The following is a 17,600-nucleotide window of genomic DNA, read 5'->3' on the forward strand; positions in this document are numbered from 1 at the left end:
GGAGGATTTGGCCATGTTGGAGTTTGAGACAACAGTCGATCAGTTGGCAACGATCAAGGTGATTGGAGTCGGGGGCGGCGGCAACAACGCCGTCAATCGGATGATTGAGCATGGGGTGCAAGGTGTAGAGTTTATTGCGGTCAATACGGATGCACAGGCGCTCAACTTGTCGAAGGCGCCGATCAAGCTGCAAATCGGGGCGAAGCTGACACGCGGCTTGGGCGCGGGAGCAAACCCAGAAGTTGGAAAAAAAGCAGCTGAGGAGAGCAAAGAGCAAATTGAAGAAGCGCTTCGCGGCGCCGATATGGTGTTTGTCACCGCTGGCATGGGCGGCGGCACGGGAACTGGCGCTGCCCCGGTCATCGCCCAAATTGCGCGCGAGTTAGGGGCGCTTACGGTCGGCGTTGTTACGCGCCCGTTTACGTTTGAGGGGCGCAAGCGGGCGACGCAGGCCGCAAGCGGCATCGCCGCCATGAAAGAGGCGGTCGATACGCTCATCGTCATTCCGAACGATCGATTGCTTGAGATTGTCGACAAAAATACGCCGATGCTTGAGGCGTTCCGTGAAGCGGATAACGTATTGCGCCAAGGGGTGCAAGGCATTTCCGATTTGATCGCCGTGCCGGGGTTGATCAACCTTGACTTCGCTGATGTGAAGACGATCATGTCGAATAAAGGTTCGGCATTGATGGGGATTGGCATCGCCAGCGGCGAAAACCGAGCTGCTGAGGCAGCAAAAAAAGCCATTTCCAGCCCGCTGTTGGAGACGTCGATCGACGGCGCGCAAGGGGTGCTCATGAACATCACCGGCGGCATGAACTTAAGTTTGTACGAAGTGCAGGAGGCTGCCGACATCGTCGCTTCGGCGGCCGACCAAGAAGTGAACATGATCTTCGGCTCCGTTATTAATGAGAACTTAAAGGACGAGATCATCGTGACGGTCATTGCGACCGGATTCAACGAAAACGTCGCTTCGCAGCCGCGGCCGCCGCGCATTGGCATCGGCACTGTGCCGAAAGCGGCGCCGGCGCCAAAGCGGGAGAAGCGCGAAGAGCCGATACAAGACTATGCGGCGCTCCGCTCGGGGCAAGCAGAAGATCCGCTTGACATTCCCGCTTTCTTGCGCAACCGCAACCGCCGCCGCTAGATGGCGAAACGAGGGTGTCCCAAAAGCAACGGGACACCCTTTCTTCATCACAAGATGCATGCACGAACGTGCACGAAGCACTTTGGTGAAACAATATATTGTATCTCTCTTAAAGAAAGACGATCTTTTGAGACAGCCTCGCTTTTCCGATTAGGACCAAAAACTTCTCGCGTTGGCCGCCCGCTCTCTCGCAACGAAAGGGCGAAAAAGAGAAGGCGGGCTAGGCTTTCGTGCCGGCCGATTTGATCCGCCGTGGTTCCCCCTGTTTTGACAAAACATCTCCTTTTTCACCGCCACCGATTGACAGACTTTCCCTCGCAAGGTGCTATATACTTGTTTCAGACAAAGCCGATATGGGCGGGGGAGGGGCTTGACGGTTGGTCGTCTATCTCGATGTGATTTGGCTGTTGAACGTCTGTTTTGACGCGTTGCTTCTTTGGCTGACGGCGCTCATGCTCAAGCGGCCGATCGTCTGGTGGCGTCTGTTGGCTGGGGCGTTGATCGGTTCGCTGCTTGTCATATTGCTGTTTACCCCGTTTTCCGCCATCGCCCAGCACCCGTTGGTAAAAGTAGCTGTTTCCGTGTTGATCGTGTGGGCCGCCTTCGGGTTTAAGCGCCCGCGCTATTTGCTTGAGAATATGCTGGCGTTTTACTTTGCCACGTTCGCCGTCGGCGGCGGCATGCTGGCGGTTCATTATGTTTTCGCGCACCAACTGTCCGTCCGCCAAGGAATGCTTCTCATGCATCATCCCGGAGCGGGCGATCCGGTCAGTTGGCTGTTTGTTGTCATCGGGTTTCCGGTTTTATGGCTTTTTTCTCGCCGAAGGGTGGAGGCGATTCGCGAAAAAAAACTGCGGTTTGAATATATCATTGAGGTCAAGATCGTATGGGACGGGCGGCCGCTTATGCTGCGCGGCTTGATTGACAGCGGCAACCAGCTCGTCGATCCGTTGACAAAAACGCCGGTGATGGTAGTCGAACAGGAAAAAGCAAAGGCCGTGCTTCCTGAGGAGCTACTGGGTTGTCTCAGCTCTCCCATGATGCTGGCTTCCCCGCCGGAGCGGTGGGTCCATCGCCTCCGTCTCATTCCGTACCGTGCGGTCGGCAGCGGTCCACAAATGATGGCGGCGGTTAAGCCAGACCGCATTATGCTGCGGTACGAAAACGAATGGTTGGAAGTAGCGCAAGGGCTTGTGGCGCTAAGCGCTGATCCGCTGTCGACGGATGGGGAGTACGACTGCATCGTCCATCCGAAAATGGTGCAGGCGGGAAGAAAGCTGACCGCTTCGTAGGTTTTGTTAGTATATCATACTCACTTTTGATCCGTTTAGAAGGGGGATTTTCATGAGAAAATGGAAACTTCGCTTCATGAACTGGCTGTATAAGCTTTTGGCCAAGCTTGGCCTGAAGGCGGATGAAATTTATTATATCGGAGGCAGCGAAGCCCTCCCGCCGCCGCTGACAAAGGAAGAAGAGGAGCAGCTGATTGCCAGGCTCGCCGCCGGTGATGACACGGCAAGATCGCTTTTGATCGAACGCAATTTGCGTCTTGTCGTCTACATTGCGCGCAAGTTTGAAAACACCGGCATTCACATTGAAGATTTGATCAGCATTGGAACGATCGGCCTCATTAAGGCGGTCAACACGTTCAACCCAGAGAAGAAGATCAAGCTGGCGACATACGCGTCGCGCTGCATTGAAAACGAAATTTTAATGTATTTGCGCCGCAACAACAAAGTGCGGGCGGAAGTGTCGTTTGATGAACCGCTCAATATCGACTGGGATGGCAACGAGCTGTTGCTTTCCGACGTGTTGGGAACGGATGACGACGTGATTACGAAAGATTTGGAAGCGGATGTCGACCGGCGCTTGCTCTTAAACGCCTTGCGCCAGCTGAGCGACCGCGAGAAGCAAATTATGGAATTGCGTTTTGGCCTCTCCGGCGGCGAAGAAAAGACGCAAAAAGACGTCGCTGATTTGCTCGGTATTTCGCAATCGTACATATCGCGGCTCGAGAAGCGGATCATTAAACGGTTGCGCAAAGAATTCAATAAAATGATGTAGCGGGCGGCGGGAGCGAAATTCCGCCGCCTTTTTCCGCGTCGGACAGGCTGTGCATATTTTTCCCTTCCAAGGAGATACTGAAAATTGACGACTTAGCATCTCCTGATGGGAGGGAACAACTTGACGAGGAACAAAGTCGAGATTTGCGGCGTAGACACTTCGAAGCTTCCCGTCCTCAAAAATGAGGAAATGCGTGAACTGTTTCGACGGATGCATGAGGGGGATTTGGAGGCAAGAGAAAAATTAGTAAACGGCAACTTGCGCCTCGTGTTGAGCGTCATTCAGCGCTTCAACAACCGAGGCGAATTTGTCGATGATTTGTTTCAAGTCGGCTGCATCGGACTTATGAAATCGATTGATAATTTTGACCTCAATCAAAACGTGAAGTTTTCCACTTACGCCGTGCCGATGATCATCGGCGAAATCCGCCGCTATTTGCGCGACAACAACCCGATCCGCGTTTCGCGCTCGCTGCGCGACATCGCCTACAAAGCGTTGCAAGTGCGAGAGCGGCTCATGAGCGAGACGGCGAAAGAACCGTCAACCGAGGAAATTGCCAAAGAACTCGGCGTCGCCCATGAGGAAGTGGTTTTTGCCCTCGATGCCATTCAAGATCCTGTTTCGTTGTTTGAGCCGATTTACAACGACGGCGGCGACCCGATTTATGTGATGGACCAGCTGAGCGATGAGCGCAACCGTGACAGCCAATGGATCGAAGAAATCGCCTTGAAGGAAGGGCTTCGGCGGTTGAATGAGCGGGAAAAAATGATCATCCGTAAACGCTTTTTCCAAGGAAAGACGCAAATGGAAGTGGCCGAGGAAATCGGCATTTCCCAAGCGCAAGTGTCGAGGCTCGAAAAAGCGGCGATCCGGCAAATGAATAAAAACATCCAAGTATGACAGGCTGCAGGTGCAGCCTTTTTCTTTGGCACATAACTGCACATTTGGCTTCATATAGATGAAAAAGAGGGAGAGAGGAAAGGCGGGGAGAAAAACCGTGATGAGAATTTCCGAATTTCAGACGAAAGATGTCGTCAATGTAGCCAATGGGAAGAAGCTTGGCAATATTGGGGACATTGATATTGATTTAGATACTGGAAAAATCCGCTCGCTCATTATTTTAGGCGCCGGAAAGATGCTCGGGCTGTTCGGCCGCGAAGAGGCGGTCGTCATTCCATGGCAGAACATCGTCAAAATCGGAGCCGATGTTATTTTAGTCCGCCTTCATGATTCCGATTAAACGGCTGGTGCAACGATTGGCCCCGTCGCTTGCAACGCGGCAGGACGATGTTGCAGACCTTTCCGCTTTTCGTGGGCAGATCGGCTATGCCGCCAGCGCGGTTTTCGGGCGGCAATAAGGGTTGGACAATTTCTGCGGCAATGTTTCGACAAAATCATAAATAAAGGTTATCATGGACAAACAAACTATGATAAAATAGGAAAAAAAGTGATAAAAAACTACAAAAAACAGCGTGAGGTTGACGCGAATGCCGGACATTTTTCAACAAGAAGCCCGCGGCTGGCTCCGCTGCGGTGCGCCTCCGTTTGCTGGAGCCGTCGCTGGATTGACGACGAAACATGGCGGGGAGAGCAAAGGGCCGTTCGCTTCGCTGAATATGGGGCTGCACGTCGGCGACGATCGCACGGTTGTTGTCGCCAACCGCGGGCGTTTGGCGCAATGGCTCTCATTCCCGCTTGAGCGATGGGTATGTTGTGAACAAGTGCATGGCGCCGACATTCGGAAGGTGACGAAAAACGAACGGGGGAACGGAGCGCAAGATTTCGCCACGGCGGTTCCAGGGGTCGACGGGTTGTATACAGACGAAGCGGAGGTGTTGCTCGCGCTTTGTTTTGCCGATTGTGTGCCCATTTATTTTGTGGCGCCATCTGCTGGGTTAGTCGGCCTTGCTCATGCCGGGTGGCGGGGAACGGCCGGCGGCATCGCTGGTCACATGGTGCGGCTTTGGCAAACGCGCGAACACATCGCGCCGAGCGACATCTATGTTGCCATCGGACCTGCCATCGGTCCGTGCTGTTATACGGTTGACGACCGTGTCGTGGACAGTCTGCGCCCGACGCTTCCTCCGGAAAGCCCGTTGCCATGGCGGGAAACAAGCCCAGGGCAATATGCGCTCGACTTAAAGGAAGCCAATCGGCTTCAGTTGATCGCGGCTGGCGTTCCGAACAGCCATATTTATGTGTCAGAACGCTGTACAAGCTGTGAGGAAGCGTTGTTTTTTTCCCATCGCCGCGACCGCGGAACGACTGGAAGGATGTTGGCGTTTATCGGCCGAAGGGAGGAGACGGCATGACGGTGCGCGACAACTTGGCGGCCATTCGCCGAGAAATCGAGGCGGCCTGCGCTCGCGTCGGCCGCGATCCGGCCGGCGTGCGCATCGTGGCGGTCACTAAATATGTCGATGCCGAGCGGGCGATGGAGGTGCTTGACGCCGGCATTGCCGACCTCGGCGAAAACCGCTCCGACCAATTGATTGAAAAGCATGCACGGATCGGAAATCAAGCGACGTGGCATTTCATTGGGACGCTTCAGTCGCGCAAAGTCAAAGACATTATTGATAAAGTCGATTACATTCATTCACTCGACCGCTTGTCGCTCGCGAAAGAAATTGAAAAACGGGCGGTGCGGCCAGTAAAATGTTTTGTGCAAGTGAACGTGTCGGGGGAAGTGACCAAACACGGGCTCGCCCCCGAAGAAACGATTCCGTTTATTGAACAACTTCGCGCCTTTTCGCGCATCGAAGTCGTCGGATTGATGACGATGGCGCCGCACACGGACGACGAAGCGGTATTGCGCGCTTGCTTCCGCCGATTGCGGATGCTGAAGGAACACGTTCAGGCGATGGGAATGGCCCATGCGCCATGCACCGAACTGTCAATGGGCATGTCAAACGATTACACGATCGCCATCGAGGAAGGAGCGACGTTTGTGCGCATAGGCAGCGCGCTTGTTGGATCATTGTAGGAGGTGAAACCGGATGGGATTGATGAAAAAATTCCGTGATTATTTTTTAGAAGAAGACTACGAAGACTATGAAGAAGAATATGAGGCGCCACAGCCGGAAGAAGAGGCGCTGCCGAAGACGGCAGGCAAGGCGAACGTCGTCAGCCTGCAAAGCGTGCAAAAATCGGCGAAAGTCGTGCTTGCTGAGCCGAGGGTGTATGCGGAGGCGCAGGAGATCGCCGACCATTTGAAAAGCCGGCGCGCGGTCATCGTCAACTTGCAGCGCATCCAGCATGAGCAGGCGAAGCGGATCGTCGACTTTTTAAGCGGCACGGTGTACGCCATTGGCGGCGACATTCAGCAAGTCGGCACAAAAATTTTTTTATGCACCCCGGAAAACGTCGACGTCAGCGGCTCGATTTCGCTCGACGGCGAGGATGACAGACCGATGAAGAGGTGGTAGCTGTTGGATTATGTACTCACGTTTTTGACGACAGTGATTCAAGTGTACTCGTATGCGCTGATCATTTATATTTTAATGTCATGGTTTCCCAATGCGCGCGAAACGCGGTTCGGACAGATGTTGGCCGCTATTTGCGAGCCGTATTTAGAGCCGTTTCGGCGGGTCATTCCGCCGCTTGGCATCATTGACGTCTCCCCAATCGTCGCGTTTATCGTTCTTGAATTCGCGACGAGAGGGCTTCACGCCCTGTTCGACATTCTTCAGTCGCAGTTTTAACTTCGTTTTGCGCGCACGGCGCCGCCGCTCTCCGCCCGGCAGGCAAAAAGGCGGAAGGGCGAAACTCGCAGAGAGGAATCCGTTGTGGGTTCCTTTCTTCCATGAAAGCAAGGTGACGTCGAGTGGAGCTGTATCAGCATTTTCGCAAAGAGGAACATCCGTTCATTGATCAAGTGCTCGAGTGGAAGGAGATGGTGAGCCGTCAGTACGCTCCGAAGCTGACCGATTTTCTCGATCCGCGCGAGCAGCAAATCGTGCAAAGCATCGCCGGCGGTGCGGAAGATGTGCGCGCGTTCTTTTTCGGCGGCGCCCCGTTTGTCGAGCGGAAGCGGGTGTTTCTCGCTCCGCCGTATATCGACCCTGAGGAAGAGGATTATGGCATTGTACTGTTTGCCGTCCGCTATCCGGCGAAATTCGTTTCCCTTGAACATCGCGACGTGTTGGGGGCGCTGATGTCGCTTGGCTTGCGGCGCGGCAAGTTTGGCGATATTCTCATTCGGGATGGGGAAATTCAGTTTTTTGTTGCTGCTGAAGTCGCCGACTACGTCCGCTTGCATGTCGAAACGATCGGCAAAGCTCCGGTTGCGCTTGAGCCGCTTCCGTTGTCGGCAGCCATGCCGCTTGCCGAAACGTGGGAGGAAGGAACGGTCACGGTGTCTTCTCTAAGGCTCGATGCTGTGCTCGCTCAGGTGTTTCGCCTTGCGCGCGAGAAAGCGCGTGCGCTTGTTGAAAGCGGGCTTGTCAAAGTCAACTGGAAGGTGGTGGACAAGCCGGATTTCCTCTGCGGACCGGGCGATGTCCTGTCGGCGCGCGGTTTTGGCCGCTGCAAGCTGTTTTCGGTGGAAGGGCCGACGAAAAAAGAGCGCTGGCTCGTTCAGATTGGCCGACAAAAATAAGCAAATGACGGCAGGAAATCGGCAAACCATGTCGAATGAAAGTGAAGAAAAGGAATGATGGAGACGGAGGTGGCCGTTGTGCCGTTGACGCCATTGGATATTCACAACAAGGAATTCAGCCGCGGGTTTCGTGGGTACGATGAAGACGAAGTGAACGAGTTTCTCGATCAAGTCATTAAAGACTATGAAATGCTCATCCGTGAAAAAAAGCAGCTGGAAGAAAAAGTGGCCGAACTGACGGAAAAGCTGAACTACTTTGCGAACATTGAAGAGACGCTCAATAAGTCGATTCTTGTTGCACAGGAAGCAGCGGAAGAAGTGAAGCGGAATGCGCAAAAAGAGGCGAAGCTGATCATTAAAGAGGCGGAAAAAAACGCCGAGCGCATCATCAGCGATGCATTAGCGAAATCGCGGAAAATCGCCCTCGAGATCGAGGAGCTGAAGCGGCAGTCGAAAGTGTTCCGCGCCCGTTTCCGCATGCTTGTCGAGGCCCAGCTCGATATGATCAACAGCCGCGATTGGGACGAGTTGATGGAGTATGAGGCGCCGGATTTGGAAGAAGGGGCGAGAGAACCGCTGTCACAGCCTTGACGAACCGAAGACGTTTCGGTTATAATAATTGGCAAAAATCGCCGCATCAGCCGCCGTGGGAGGCGGTTGGCTTTTTTCAGGATGAATAGCGAAATAGCCATCGACGATGAAAGGGACAGTAGCTCTTGTACGACCGGTCGCAGCGAGCCGGGGATGGTGGAAGCCTGGCATCGGCGCAAGAGTGAACATCACCCTGGAGTTCCATGCCGAACATCAAGTAGGCCATGGCGCGTCATTCCCGTTACGAATGAAAAGAGGGCTGTGCGTCGTTTGCATGGCCAAGAAGGGTGGTACCGCGAGACCGTTCTCGTCCCTTGCCGGGGGGAGAACGGTTTTTTATTTGGAATCTATCGTTCGAAGGAGGAGCAAGGATGGATTACAAAGAAACGCTGCTCATGCCGAAGACCGACTTCCCGATGCGCGGCAACTTGCCGAAGCGGGAGCCGGAAATGCAAAAAAAATGGGAGGAAATGGACATTTACCGGAAAGTGCAGGAGCGGACGAAAGGACGGCCGCTGTTTGTTCTGCATGACGGCCCGCCGTATGCCAACGGCGACATTCATATGGGTCATGCGCTGAACAAAATTTTAAAAGATATCATCGTCCGCTACAAATCCATGAGCGGCTATTGCGCCCCATACGTGCCGGGCTGGGATACGCACGGCTTGCCGATCGAAACGGCCCTTGCCAAGCAAGGAGTTGACCGCAAATCGATGAGCGTCGCCGAGTTCCGCAAGTTGTGCGAGCAATATGCGTATGAACAAATCGACAACCAGCGCCGGCAATTCAAGCGGCTCGGTGTGCGCGGCGACTGGGACAACCCATACATTACGCTCAAACCGGAGTACGAAGCCCAGCAAATTAAAGTGTTTGGCGAAATGGCGAAAAAAGGGCTCATCTACAAAGGGTTGAAGCCGGTCTATTGGTCGCCGTCAAGCGAATCGGCGCTCGCCGAAGCGGAAATCGAATATAAAGACAAGCGCTCGCCGTCGATTTATGTCGCCTTCCCGGTGAAAAACGGCAAAGGCGTGCTTGAGGGCGATGAGCGAATCGTCATTTGGACGACGACGCCGTGGACGATTCCGGCGAACTTGGCGATCGCGGTTCATCCGGATTTGGATTACCATGTTGTCGATGTCAGCGGAAAACGGTATGTCGTCGCCGCCGCCTTGGCGGAATCGGTGGCGAAAGAAATCGGTTGGGACGCATGGTCGGTCGTCAAAACGGTCAAAGGAAAAGAGCTTGAATACGTCGTGGCGAGACATCCGTTTTATGAGCGCGACTCGCTTGTTGTGTGCGGCGAACACGTCACGACCGACGCCGGCACGGGCTGCGTCCATACGGCGCCGGGCCACGGGGAAGACGACTTTCTCGTTGGGCAAAAATATGGGCTTCCGGTCCTTTGTCCGGTTGATGAACGCGGCTACATGACCGAGGAAGCGCCGGGATTTGCCGGGATGTTTTACGAAGACGCCAACAAGGCGATTACACAGAAGCTTGAGGAAGTCGGCGCTTTGTTGAAGCTTGGGTTTATCACCCACTCGTATCCGCACGACTGGCGGACAAAGCAGCCGACGATTTTCCGGGCGACAACGCAATGGTTTGCATCGATCGATAAAATCCGCAACGAGCTGCTTCAAGCGATTAAGGAAACGAAATGGATTCCGGAGTGGGGGGAAATCCGCATCCACAACATGGTGCGCGACCGCGGCGACTGGTGCATTTCCCGCCAACGCGCCTGGGGGGTGCCGATTCCGGTCTTTTACGGCGAAAACGGTGAACCGATCATCACCGATGAGACGATTGAGCATGTGTCGAACCTGTTCCGCCAATACGGGTCGAACGTCTGGTTTGAGCGCGAGGCGAAAGACTTGCTGCCGGAAGGATTCACCCATCCGTCGAGCCCGAACGGCATCTTTACGAAAGAAACGGACATTATGGATGTCTGGTTTGACTCCGGTTCGTCGCACCAAGCCGTGTTGGTCGAACGCGACGATCTCGTGCGTCCGGCTGATTTGTACTTGGAAGGCTCCGACCAATACCGCGGCTGGTTCAACTCATCGCTGTCCACCGCCGTTGCCGTCACCGGCAAAGCGCCGTATAAAGGCGTGTTGAGCCATGGCTTTGTCTTGGACGGCGAAGGGCGGAAAATGAGCAAGTCGCTCGGCAACGTCGTCGTGCCGGCGAAAGTGATGGAACAGTTTGGCGCCGACATTTTGCGCCTTTGGGTCGCTTCGGTCGACTACCAAGCGGACGTGCGCATCTCCGACCATATTTTAAAACAAGTGTCGGAAGTGTACCGGAAAATCCGCAACACGTTCCGGTTTATGCTCGGCAACTTGTTCGATTTCGATCCGAACCAAAACGCCGTGCCGATTGGGGAGCTTGGCGAAGTCGACCGCTATATGCTGGCGAAGTTGAACAAGCTGATCGCCAAAGTGAAAAAGGCCTATGACAGCTACGATTTCGCCGCGGTTTACCATGAGATGAACCATTTCTGCACCGTCGAGCTGAGCGCGTTTTACTTGGATATGGCGAAAGACATTTTGTACATCGAAGCGGCCGACTCGCGCGCCCGCCGCGCCGTGCAGACGGTGCTCTATGAGACGGTCGTCGCGTTGGCGAAGCTCATCGCGCCGATTTTGCCGCATACCGCCGATGAAGTGTGGGAGCATATCCCGAATCGAAGAGAAGACGTGGAAAGCGTCCAGCTCACCGATATGCCGGAGCCGATCGCGATCGACGGCGAAGAAGCGCTGCTGGCGAAATGGGATGCGTTTATGGACGTGCGCGATGACATGTTAAAAGCGCTCGAGAATGCGCGCAATGAAAAAGTGATCGGCAAATCGCTGACGGCCAGCGTCATCGTCTACCCGAAAGACGAGGCGCGGAAGCTATTGGCGTCGCTTGATGCCGACTTGCGCCAGCTTCTCATCGTTTCCGCCTTTTCGATCGCCGATGAGCCGTATGACGCCGCGCCGGCCGAAGCCGAGCGGCTCGACCACGTGGCCGTCCTCGTCCGCCCGGCGGAAGGCGAGACGTGCGAGCGGTGCTGGACGGTGACTCCAGCTGTCGGACAAGATCCGTCCCACCCGACGCTTTGCCCGCGCTGCGCGCACATTGTGAACGAACATTATTCGGCATAACAAAAGCGGCAGGCTGCCTTCCTGGCGGCCTTGCCGCTTGCTTTTGGTGGAGGAAAAAACCAAAACGATGGTGTAAAAAGCGCAAAGGGATCAGGGGGGTTGTCAAGAAAAAGTGCAGAATGTTGCAGTGTATAAATTTATATACATGCTCATTGAAAACTTAACATTTGACTTCTCCTGCAACGAGCTTCCTCCCCCATGGCGCAGCCTGCGGGTTGAGCCTACAAGATTTTTAGAGGAAATGATGCAGCGCTTAGGGTGTGCAGGATAACGGAGAGGTTAACTCTTCATGTTGCATGTATATAGTTGTGTAGTTGAATCAATTCTATAGTTGAACGAATTCTGTCAAACTCCGTGTCTCATGAGCCTCCGTCGCATTTACTCCATTATCTTCGACCACACGTTTGCTTAAAATTATAAGGTTTATAGCGCAATTTTCCTATTATTTGTGAATATACTGTTAATTTCCATGTAAAAGGTTGACATCTTCTTCTTCTTTTTTTATAATGCCATTGAATTTTACAAACATTTCAAATTCATGATTAGAGAGGGCATTCCATATGAAATGGGTGTTCATTTCAAGAATGGCGTCCCGCTTAAAAGCAGAAGCTAGTTTCATATTCGTATTTTCTGGGGTTTTGATGTTTGTTTGCCTCAATCCCCATACCACCAATCCAGCGGAATGGATCTTATATACGAAATATTTGGTTCCGATTGGAATGGCTGTCTGGCTGCTCTTCAGCTTCCGTTTGCATGTTTCGTTGTTCACTTCGACTCCAATTCACTGGATCGCGATGAACGACATCATTCGAAACCCACAAAAGATTGTCTTCTGCCAAGCTTTGATCGCGTTTGTTTGTTTTTTCGTTTTGCAAATGGCCTTGGCCGGGATCATCGCCGGTGCGGTGGTGATCAACTATTCAGCGGGTTGGGATCTTTTCGCTTTTCTGTTTCCACTATATGTGATCCATTTTCTTCTTCCATTTCTATGGGCGTGGATGATTGGATTGTCCACAGGCGCTGTTTACGCCTATCATTCTTCGAAAAAAGCGATGTTGCTCGTTGGTGTGTTTGTTTTGTGGATCATCGTGCTGTTTTCTTTGGAATATCGCAATCCATCCTTCTCCTTGTGGGGAAACCATCGTTGGCCTTACATTGACCCGTTATTCAGCCTAACCTTCCAAAAAGAACGCGTGCTGATCAAATTGGCGTATATTCTTTCTTCCATCGCCGTTTATGGCGTTTTTCGAAGCATGCGGCGATCCTTCGCGGGGCTTGCGGCTAGTGTGACTCTCGTTATTTTCGTAACATTTTTCCTTCAACATGCACAATCAAAATTCCAGTTGGATGACATTCTGTTGGCAAACCAATCATCCCAAAAAGCATCAACACCACAAACCTTTCGCTGTACGACAGCACGGTGGCTGACGGAAACTACACGTTTTATGTTGATCCGTTCTTGAACGTCAATGGCACTCCGGCAACCAAACATATTCAGGAGTTGGCTGCGTTTTTCATCCCATACCGATTGTTCGAAAACGAACAGATCAGTCTCTTTGCCGGCTTATATTTAATGGAAAAACTACATATTCCATCTATCGGATATGAACACAGATTAGCAGAAAAAGCCTCCATTAACTCAACAGCGTGGGAACACTACAAGGCATTATCGATGAAAGAAAAAGAAAACATACTGATTCATCTAGTACAAGAAAGGGGGAAAGGAGACAGATGATGGAATTAAAAAACGTGACCATTAAGCACCATCGCCAACTTATTTTGCATCATTGTTCCGTCAATCTTCCTTCCCAATCCATCATTCTAGCCAACATCGTTATTGGTTCCATAGCCTCTTACGAAATGAAGCTGGAACCGCAGTAAAGACGAGAACAAGCGATATAATATTTGGAGAGGAGAAGGGATAACATGATCGTGAACCGAAAAAAGAAATGGAAATCAAAATGGGCATCTTTATCGCTTGCAGCAGCAGTAATAGCCACTGCCGGTGCAGCGGGAGCAGAATCCGCAACAGCCTTTTTAGATGGGTCAAGTACTTACAGCAATACAAAAACTATTAGAGCAAATACAAATGGTACAGGGAATATTCATGCTGTAAATAATGGTGCCAATACCCAAACGAGAGGCTATGCTTACAAATCGATTGATTGGTGGCCCGACAGCGTCGTCGCCTCCACCAACTGGCTCAATCCTAGGCAAGAAGAAACGCGCAATTTTACACAACAAGAAGGCGATAAATATTATGGCCAAATTGTTGGTCAAACGGTTGGTTCAAGAGGATACGTGACCATTACGGTCAAATAACGATGCCGAATCCGGATGATAAAGGAGTCAGGGATACGCGTAAAAAATAAAGCGGTCCCTGACCGCATTTTTTCTTTTGTCAACTTCTTGGAAAGAAAGCGGTTGATCGGCGATGAGGTGGAAATGGCTGTTTGTTTTTTATTGGAAACGATTGTTGAAAAGCAAGTTATACATTGGTGCTAGTTTCTCTTTTTTTCTTTTGCTGGCCGTACGGTTTACACTATTTTTTACCGATCCGTACAATATGGAGAGTTATGGGGATATCCCTCATGAAGTGTTCATGCTTGTTCAAATCGTTTCGCTCTTTTACATCGTGTGGTTCTACCTTCTCTACTCCAACGAACTTCGTTACGGCGTTTCGTCATGGTTCGCCGACGGCTACCGGATTTTGCTGGAGAAAATGAGCGCCTTGCTTGCGGTTCATGCGCTGTGCCAAGGGATCATGCTGATGATGAGCTGCGGCGTTTTTTCAATCGTGTATCTCTTCGTTGGGGTGGAGCCTTCGGATCTGTATTTGTCGCTGCTTCGGTTTCTCGCCGTCTATCAGTTTGGACCGCTCGTGCTCACCGTCCTGTACGGCGTCATCATCGCGCTGCTGTTGGAAACGAAAAAGGTCAGTTTTTTCGCTATGTTGCTTGTATGGATCCTGACCGGACCGATGACGACGGAGCTGTTCATCGATCTGTCCAAAACTGTTCATGCCCGCGACTGGGCGTCGCTGCTGTTTATCGGAAAACACGCGATTCAACGAGCGTATGATTCCTACATCGGGTTTGAGGTCGACCGCGGCGGGGAATGGAAATGGGCCGCGTGGTTTCTTTCCCTTGTCGGGTTGGCGTTGTTGTCGTCGATCCGCTTTACGCAGACGAGAAAGGAGCGAAACGCCGTCTTGAAAGCATTTCTCGTCTTCCCGTTTCTGATCGTCCTAACCGCCTACCACTCCTTGCAAACAAACACCAAGGCGTTCACCCGGGCCGATCAGACGACCGAACTTGAGGAGTACCGTCGAATGCCGCAAACCATCAAGGCCGATTTGCGCTACCGTATCCAGTCGTATGACATTTCTTTGCATGGATCGCGTGCGGTCGTGCGCGTGGCCTTGTCCCAGTTGGACACGAACCGGCCCACGTTTCAACTGTACCATTTGTATCCGCTCCACTCGATTGAAGCGGACCATCAGCCCGTCAAGTTTACAAGAAACGGCGATCTCGTGACCGTGTGGCTGCCGAAACGCACCTCGACGCTCACGTTTTCGTATGAGATCGTCGATACAGCTCTCATCCCGTACACCAATGGCCGTATCGTTCTGTTGGCTGATCGAGCGTGGTATCCGAAAAAACGAGCTACACACATGTATCGGACCTACGAATATCGAGTAGCGGGAACGAGAGCTTGGGGCGGGGCATTCACCGATCAATTCTTTCCGGACGAAACATATACGTTTACCTTGAACGTAGACGGCGATGTGCTGTTTTGCAATGTGCCAAAGCGGGGGACGGTTTACCGAGGGAAGGCGCAAGCGGTCACCTTGATCAAAGGGCAAGGGCATCAACTCGTCGATCAAGGATATGAGATCACCTACCCGGCCGATTGGCCGCACATGGCGGAACGGGCGCCGACGGTCATCCACCAGATGGAAAAAACATTCCGTCATGTACAACAAATCGCATCAACGGCGGTTTCATCGTTGCCGAACAAGATTGTCTTCTCTAGTTTCGGACTGTCCTCCTTTCTCGCAAACGATCATCTTGTATATAACACAAATGACTTATATGGGATCGATCAATATATTATGGAACAAAATTTTTACGAAAAAATACTTCGGCTTTCCGTACCGCCGAAAGGATCGCGGATCATGTACAACGAGTGGATTTCGCTGGCCACCCGCTGGTTGATGCAAAAAAATGACCTGCCGGTGATCGACTGGAGCTCCAAAAGTGAGTGGTTCGAGTCGCAGCCGTCATCCGTCAAGAAGCAAATTGAAGCCATTTATCAAGCGTTTCAGCCGCTGGATGTCGACCAAAAACAACAATGTTTGCGGACATGGTATGCGAACATGGATGACGGTTGGACATGGGACCGCATCTTTGAGATGATGCAGGAGGTGAACGGCGTTGGCGGTCGTCATTGAAGGATTGACGAAAATCGTGAAAAAGAAGCCGATTTTATCCGATGTCTCCCTCACCCTCTCCGGCGTGTACGGCTTGCTGGGACCAAACGGCGCCGGCAAGACGACGTTGATGCGCATTGTGGCCGGACTGTTGGAGTTCAATGCCGGACAGGTGTTGCTGGGGGAGGAACGGATCAGCACCGGCACGAGAGTAAAACGGGTAAACGAGATCGGCTATTTGCCGCAAGAGTTTATGATGTACCCGGAGCTGACGATGTATGAAGTGCTTGAGCATCTCGCTGTCTTGCAAGGTGAACATCCCGCCGCCTGCCGATCCAAAATCGAGAAGGTCATCGAACAAGTCAACTTGTCTTCGCACATCAACAAAAAAATGCGCGAGCTGTCCGGCGGCATGCGGCGGCGGGTGGGCATTGCCATGCTGCTGCTTCGGGAGCCGTCCATCCTCCTGTTTGACGAGCCGACGGCCGGGCTTGACATCCGTGAGCGCGTACGGTTTCGCAATTTGTTGAAGCGGCTGGGGCACGATCATACGATCGTCATCTCTTCGCATCTTGTCGAGGACATTGAATTTCTGTGCACCAAAATCGGGGTGTTGGACCGCGGCACGGTGCTGTTTGAAGGCAGCCCGGACGAGCTCAAGCAAAAAGCCGCCCCTTATACGTATGAGTTGGAGGTGCCGTTTGCGGAACTCGACTCGATCATGGCCACCAACGAAGTCGTGCAAATGAGCGAAGAGCCTTCCCACGTCGTCGTGCGCGTCTTGTCCGAAGAGCCGATCGGTCGGCGCGTCGCCCCGCGGCTGATGGACGGATATTTGGCGTTGTTGAAAGAGGCGGAAGCGCATGGATAAAAAGACGATCGCCCATCATTTTTCTTTTGACCGCCGCTTGCTCGGCCGATTGTACTGGTTTCCGTTTCTCGTCTATGGGCTGTGCGTCGGGTTGATGGGGATCTTGTCCGCCCGCTCCGACGAACCGTTTTTGCCGTACACCGTCATCCAAGGCATCGCCGTGCCGATCGCCGGATGGCATCTCGTCTTTTTGTACCGCCATTTGTACGACGAAGGGGCGAAAGAAGCGCTGTTATGGCATTACCGAAAAACGGTCGTCTTCGACTTGGTTCGCTATGCTGTTTTGCATGGGGGATGCATCGTTCTTCTTGTCGCGGCGGTCATATGGATTCATGGAACGATGTTTCTCACCGCACCCGTGTTGGTGCACCTGTTTCTGCTGTTTTCGTTTTACCAGTTGATTGGGCTTGCCTTGTTAGGCGTCTTTGGCAGCCTAGATATCGCCTTATCGGTCATCGCGGTCTATACCTTTATGGAAGTCGCAACGCAAGGAACGTTCATGCCGTGGCCACATCTGTTTTTGTTTCAAGCGCCGGCCGATTCGCTGTCCCTCCTTCTCCCCATGATGTGGCTGGGGGCGGGCATCGTGATCGCCGCCATTTTGATTGGACGGGAGTTTTGGTAAACGAATTGGAAGCCATCGGCTGAATGTGGGAATGAGGAGCTTCTATGGAACGATGTCCGTTCGTTTAGTGCACCCGGCCGCATACTCCTCTTGTCGCTTCCATGGTCAGGAAGTGGGAAGTCGTTTC

Annotated in this window: 17 protein-coding genes, 1 pseudogene and 1 other annotated feature; all 18 genes and pseudogenes read left to right on the plus strand. The window is 52.6% G+C overall.

Features of this window, described 5'->3' with window-relative positions; all coding sequences use genetic code 11:
- The first annotated feature begins 13 nt into the window (after positions 1-13).
- The 18 genes and pseudogenes from ftsZ to DI44_RS10725 all read left to right on the plus strand — a co-directional run bounded on the left by ftsZ (position 14) and on the right by DI44_RS10725 (position 17,473).
- Positions 14-1,147: a cell division protein FtsZ gene (gene ftsZ / locus DI44_RS10800; RefSeq protein ID WP_011230625.1), complete on the plus strand. Its 1,134-nt coding sequence runs from the start codon at positions 14-16 to the stop codon at positions 1,145-1,147.
- Between the two features lie 377 nt (positions 1,148-1,524).
- A complete protein-coding gene (gene spoIIGA / locus DI44_RS10795) occupies positions 1,525-2,439 on the plus strand; it encodes a sigma-E processing peptidase SpoIIGA (protein ID WP_014195377.1) in 915 nt (304 codons plus the stop codon).
- Between the two features lie 52 nt (positions 2,440-2,491).
- On the plus strand, positions 2,492-3,211 hold the full coding sequence (gene sigE, locus DI44_RS10790) for an RNA polymerase sporulation sigma factor SigE (protein ID WP_011230627.1): 720 nt from the start codon (positions 2,492-2,494) through the stop codon (positions 3,209-3,211).
- A 120-nt stretch (positions 3,212-3,331) separates the two neighbouring features.
- Entirely contained in the window at positions 3,332-4,111 is a 780-nt protein-coding gene (gene sigG, locus DI44_RS10785; RefSeq protein WP_011230628.1) for an RNA polymerase sporulation sigma factor SigG, read from the plus strand.
- 97 nt (positions 4,112-4,208) lie between these two features.
- Positions 4,209-4,451 (plus strand): YlmC/YmxH family sporulation protein, encoded by a 243-nt coding sequence (locus tag DI44_RS10780; protein ID WP_025039063.1) that lies wholly within the window; start codon positions 4,209-4,211, stop codon positions 4,449-4,451.
- Between the two features lie 247 nt (positions 4,452-4,698).
- Positions 4,699-5,523 (plus strand): peptidoglycan editing factor PgeF, encoded by an 825-nt coding sequence (pgeF, locus tag DI44_RS10775; protein WP_011230630.1) that lies wholly within the window; start codon positions 4,699-4,701, stop codon positions 5,521-5,523.
- The gene (locus DI44_RS10770; protein ID WP_033025036.1) at positions 5,520-6,194 is read left to right on the plus strand and encodes a YggS family pyridoxal phosphate-dependent enzyme; all 675 of its coding nucleotides are present in this window, start codon (positions 5,520-5,522) and stop codon (positions 6,192-6,194) included. Before pgeF ends, DI44_RS10770 begins: the two co-directional genes overlap by 4 nt.
- A 13-nt stretch (positions 6,195-6,207) precedes the next feature.
- Entirely contained in the window at positions 6,208-6,636 is a 429-nt protein-coding gene (locus tag DI44_RS10765) for a cell division protein SepF (protein ID WP_011230632.1), read from the plus strand.
- 3 nt (positions 6,637-6,639) lie between these two features.
- Positions 6,640-6,912, plus strand: a complete 273-nt coding sequence (locus DI44_RS10760) for a YggT family protein (RefSeq protein ID WP_011230633.1) — start codon at positions 6,640-6,642, stop codon at positions 6,910-6,912.
- 122 nt (positions 6,913-7,034) lie between these two features.
- Positions 7,035-7,808 (plus strand): RNA-binding protein, encoded by a 774-nt coding sequence (locus DI44_RS10755; protein WP_033025037.1) that lies wholly within the window; start codon positions 7,035-7,037, stop codon positions 7,806-7,808.
- Between the two features lie 78 nt (positions 7,809-7,886).
- The gene (locus DI44_RS10750; RefSeq protein ID WP_011230635.1) at positions 7,887-8,399 is read left to right on the plus strand and encodes a DivIVA domain-containing protein; all 513 of its coding nucleotides are present in this window, start codon (positions 7,887-7,889) and stop codon (positions 8,397-8,399) included.
- Between the two features lie 97 nt (positions 8,400-8,496).
- Positions 8,497-8,717 (plus strand) — a binding site (T-box leader).
- Between the two features lie 53 nt (positions 8,718-8,770).
- Positions 8,771-11,545, plus strand: coding sequence for an isoleucine--tRNA ligase (gene ileS, locus DI44_RS10745; RefSeq protein WP_033025040.1), 2,775 nt, complete (start codon positions 8,771-8,773; stop codon positions 11,543-11,545).
- A gap of 560 nt (positions 11,546-12,105) precedes the next feature.
- Positions 12,106-13,280: pseudogene (locus DI44_RS0117030) on the plus strand (hypothetical protein).
- Positions 13,280-13,426: a hypothetical protein gene (locus DI44_RS18980; protein WP_198527191.1), complete on the plus strand. Its 147-nt coding sequence runs from the start codon at positions 13,280-13,282 to the stop codon at positions 13,424-13,426. The pseudogene DI44_RS0117030 and the gene DI44_RS18980 overlap by 1 nt, the downstream one beginning before the upstream one ends.
- Positions 13,427-13,471: 45 nt before the next feature.
- Positions 13,472-13,867 carry a hypothetical protein gene (locus DI44_RS10740; protein WP_011230640.1) on the plus strand — a complete coding sequence of 132 codons (396 nt, stop codon included), beginning with the start codon at positions 13,472-13,474 and terminating at the stop codon, positions 13,865-13,867.
- A 112-nt stretch (positions 13,868-13,979) separates the two neighbouring features.
- A complete protein-coding gene (locus DI44_RS10735; protein WP_033025043.1) occupies positions 13,980-15,998 on the plus strand; it encodes an ABC transporter permease in 2,019 nt (672 codons plus the stop codon).
- Entirely contained in the window at positions 15,982-16,848 is an 867-nt protein-coding gene (locus DI44_RS10730) for an ATP-binding cassette domain-containing protein (protein WP_011230642.1), read from the plus strand. The genes DI44_RS10735 and DI44_RS10730 overlap by 17 nt, the downstream gene beginning before the upstream one ends.
- Positions 16,841-17,473, plus strand: a complete 633-nt coding sequence (locus DI44_RS10725; protein ID WP_033025045.1) for a hypothetical protein — start codon at positions 16,841-16,843, stop codon at positions 17,471-17,473. Before DI44_RS10730 ends, DI44_RS10725 begins: the two co-directional genes overlap by 8 nt.
- Positions 17,474-17,600: the final 127 nt, after the last annotated feature.

It is taken from the genome of Geobacillus sp. CAMR5420, from assembly GCF_000691465.1.
GTDB lineage: Bacteria > Bacillota > Bacilli > Bacillales > Anoxybacillaceae > Geobacillus > Geobacillus thermoleovorans.

Coding starts and splice junctions, on each gene's coding strand:
- ftsZ (WP_011230625.1), top strand. CDS start 14: ATGTTGGAGTTTGAGACAACAGTCGATCAGTTGGCAACGATCAAGGTG.
- sigE (WP_011230627.1), top strand. CDS start 2,492: ATGAGAAAATGGAAACTTCGCTTCATGAACTGGCTGTATAAGCTTTTG.
- pgeF (WP_011230630.1), top strand. CDS start 4,699: ATGCCGGACATTTTTCAACAAGAAGCCCGCGGCTGGCTCCGCTGCGGT.
- DI44_RS10770 (WP_033025036.1), top strand. CDS start 5,520: ATGACGGTGCGCGACAACTTGGCGGCCATTCGCCGAGAAATCGAGGCG.
- DI44_RS10765 (WP_011230632.1), top strand. CDS start 6,208: ATGGGATTGATGAAAAAATTCCGTGATTATTTTTTAGAAGAAGACTAC.
- ileS (WP_033025040.1), top strand. CDS start 8,771: ATGGATTACAAAGAAACGCTGCTCATGCCGAAGACCGACTTCCCGATG.
- DI44_RS18980 (WP_198527191.1), top strand. CDS start 13,280: ATGGAATTAAAAAACGTGACCATTAAGCACCATCGCCAACTTATTTTG.
- DI44_RS10740 (WP_011230640.1), top strand. CDS start 13,472: ATGATCGTGAACCGAAAAAAGAAATGGAAATCAAAATGGGCATCTTTA.
- DI44_RS10735 (WP_033025043.1), top strand. CDS start 13,980: ATGAGGTGGAAATGGCTGTTTGTTTTTTATTGGAAACGATTGTTGAAA.
- DI44_RS10725 (WP_033025045.1), top strand. CDS start 16,841: ATGGATAAAAAGACGATCGCCCATCATTTTTCTTTTGACCGCCGCTTG.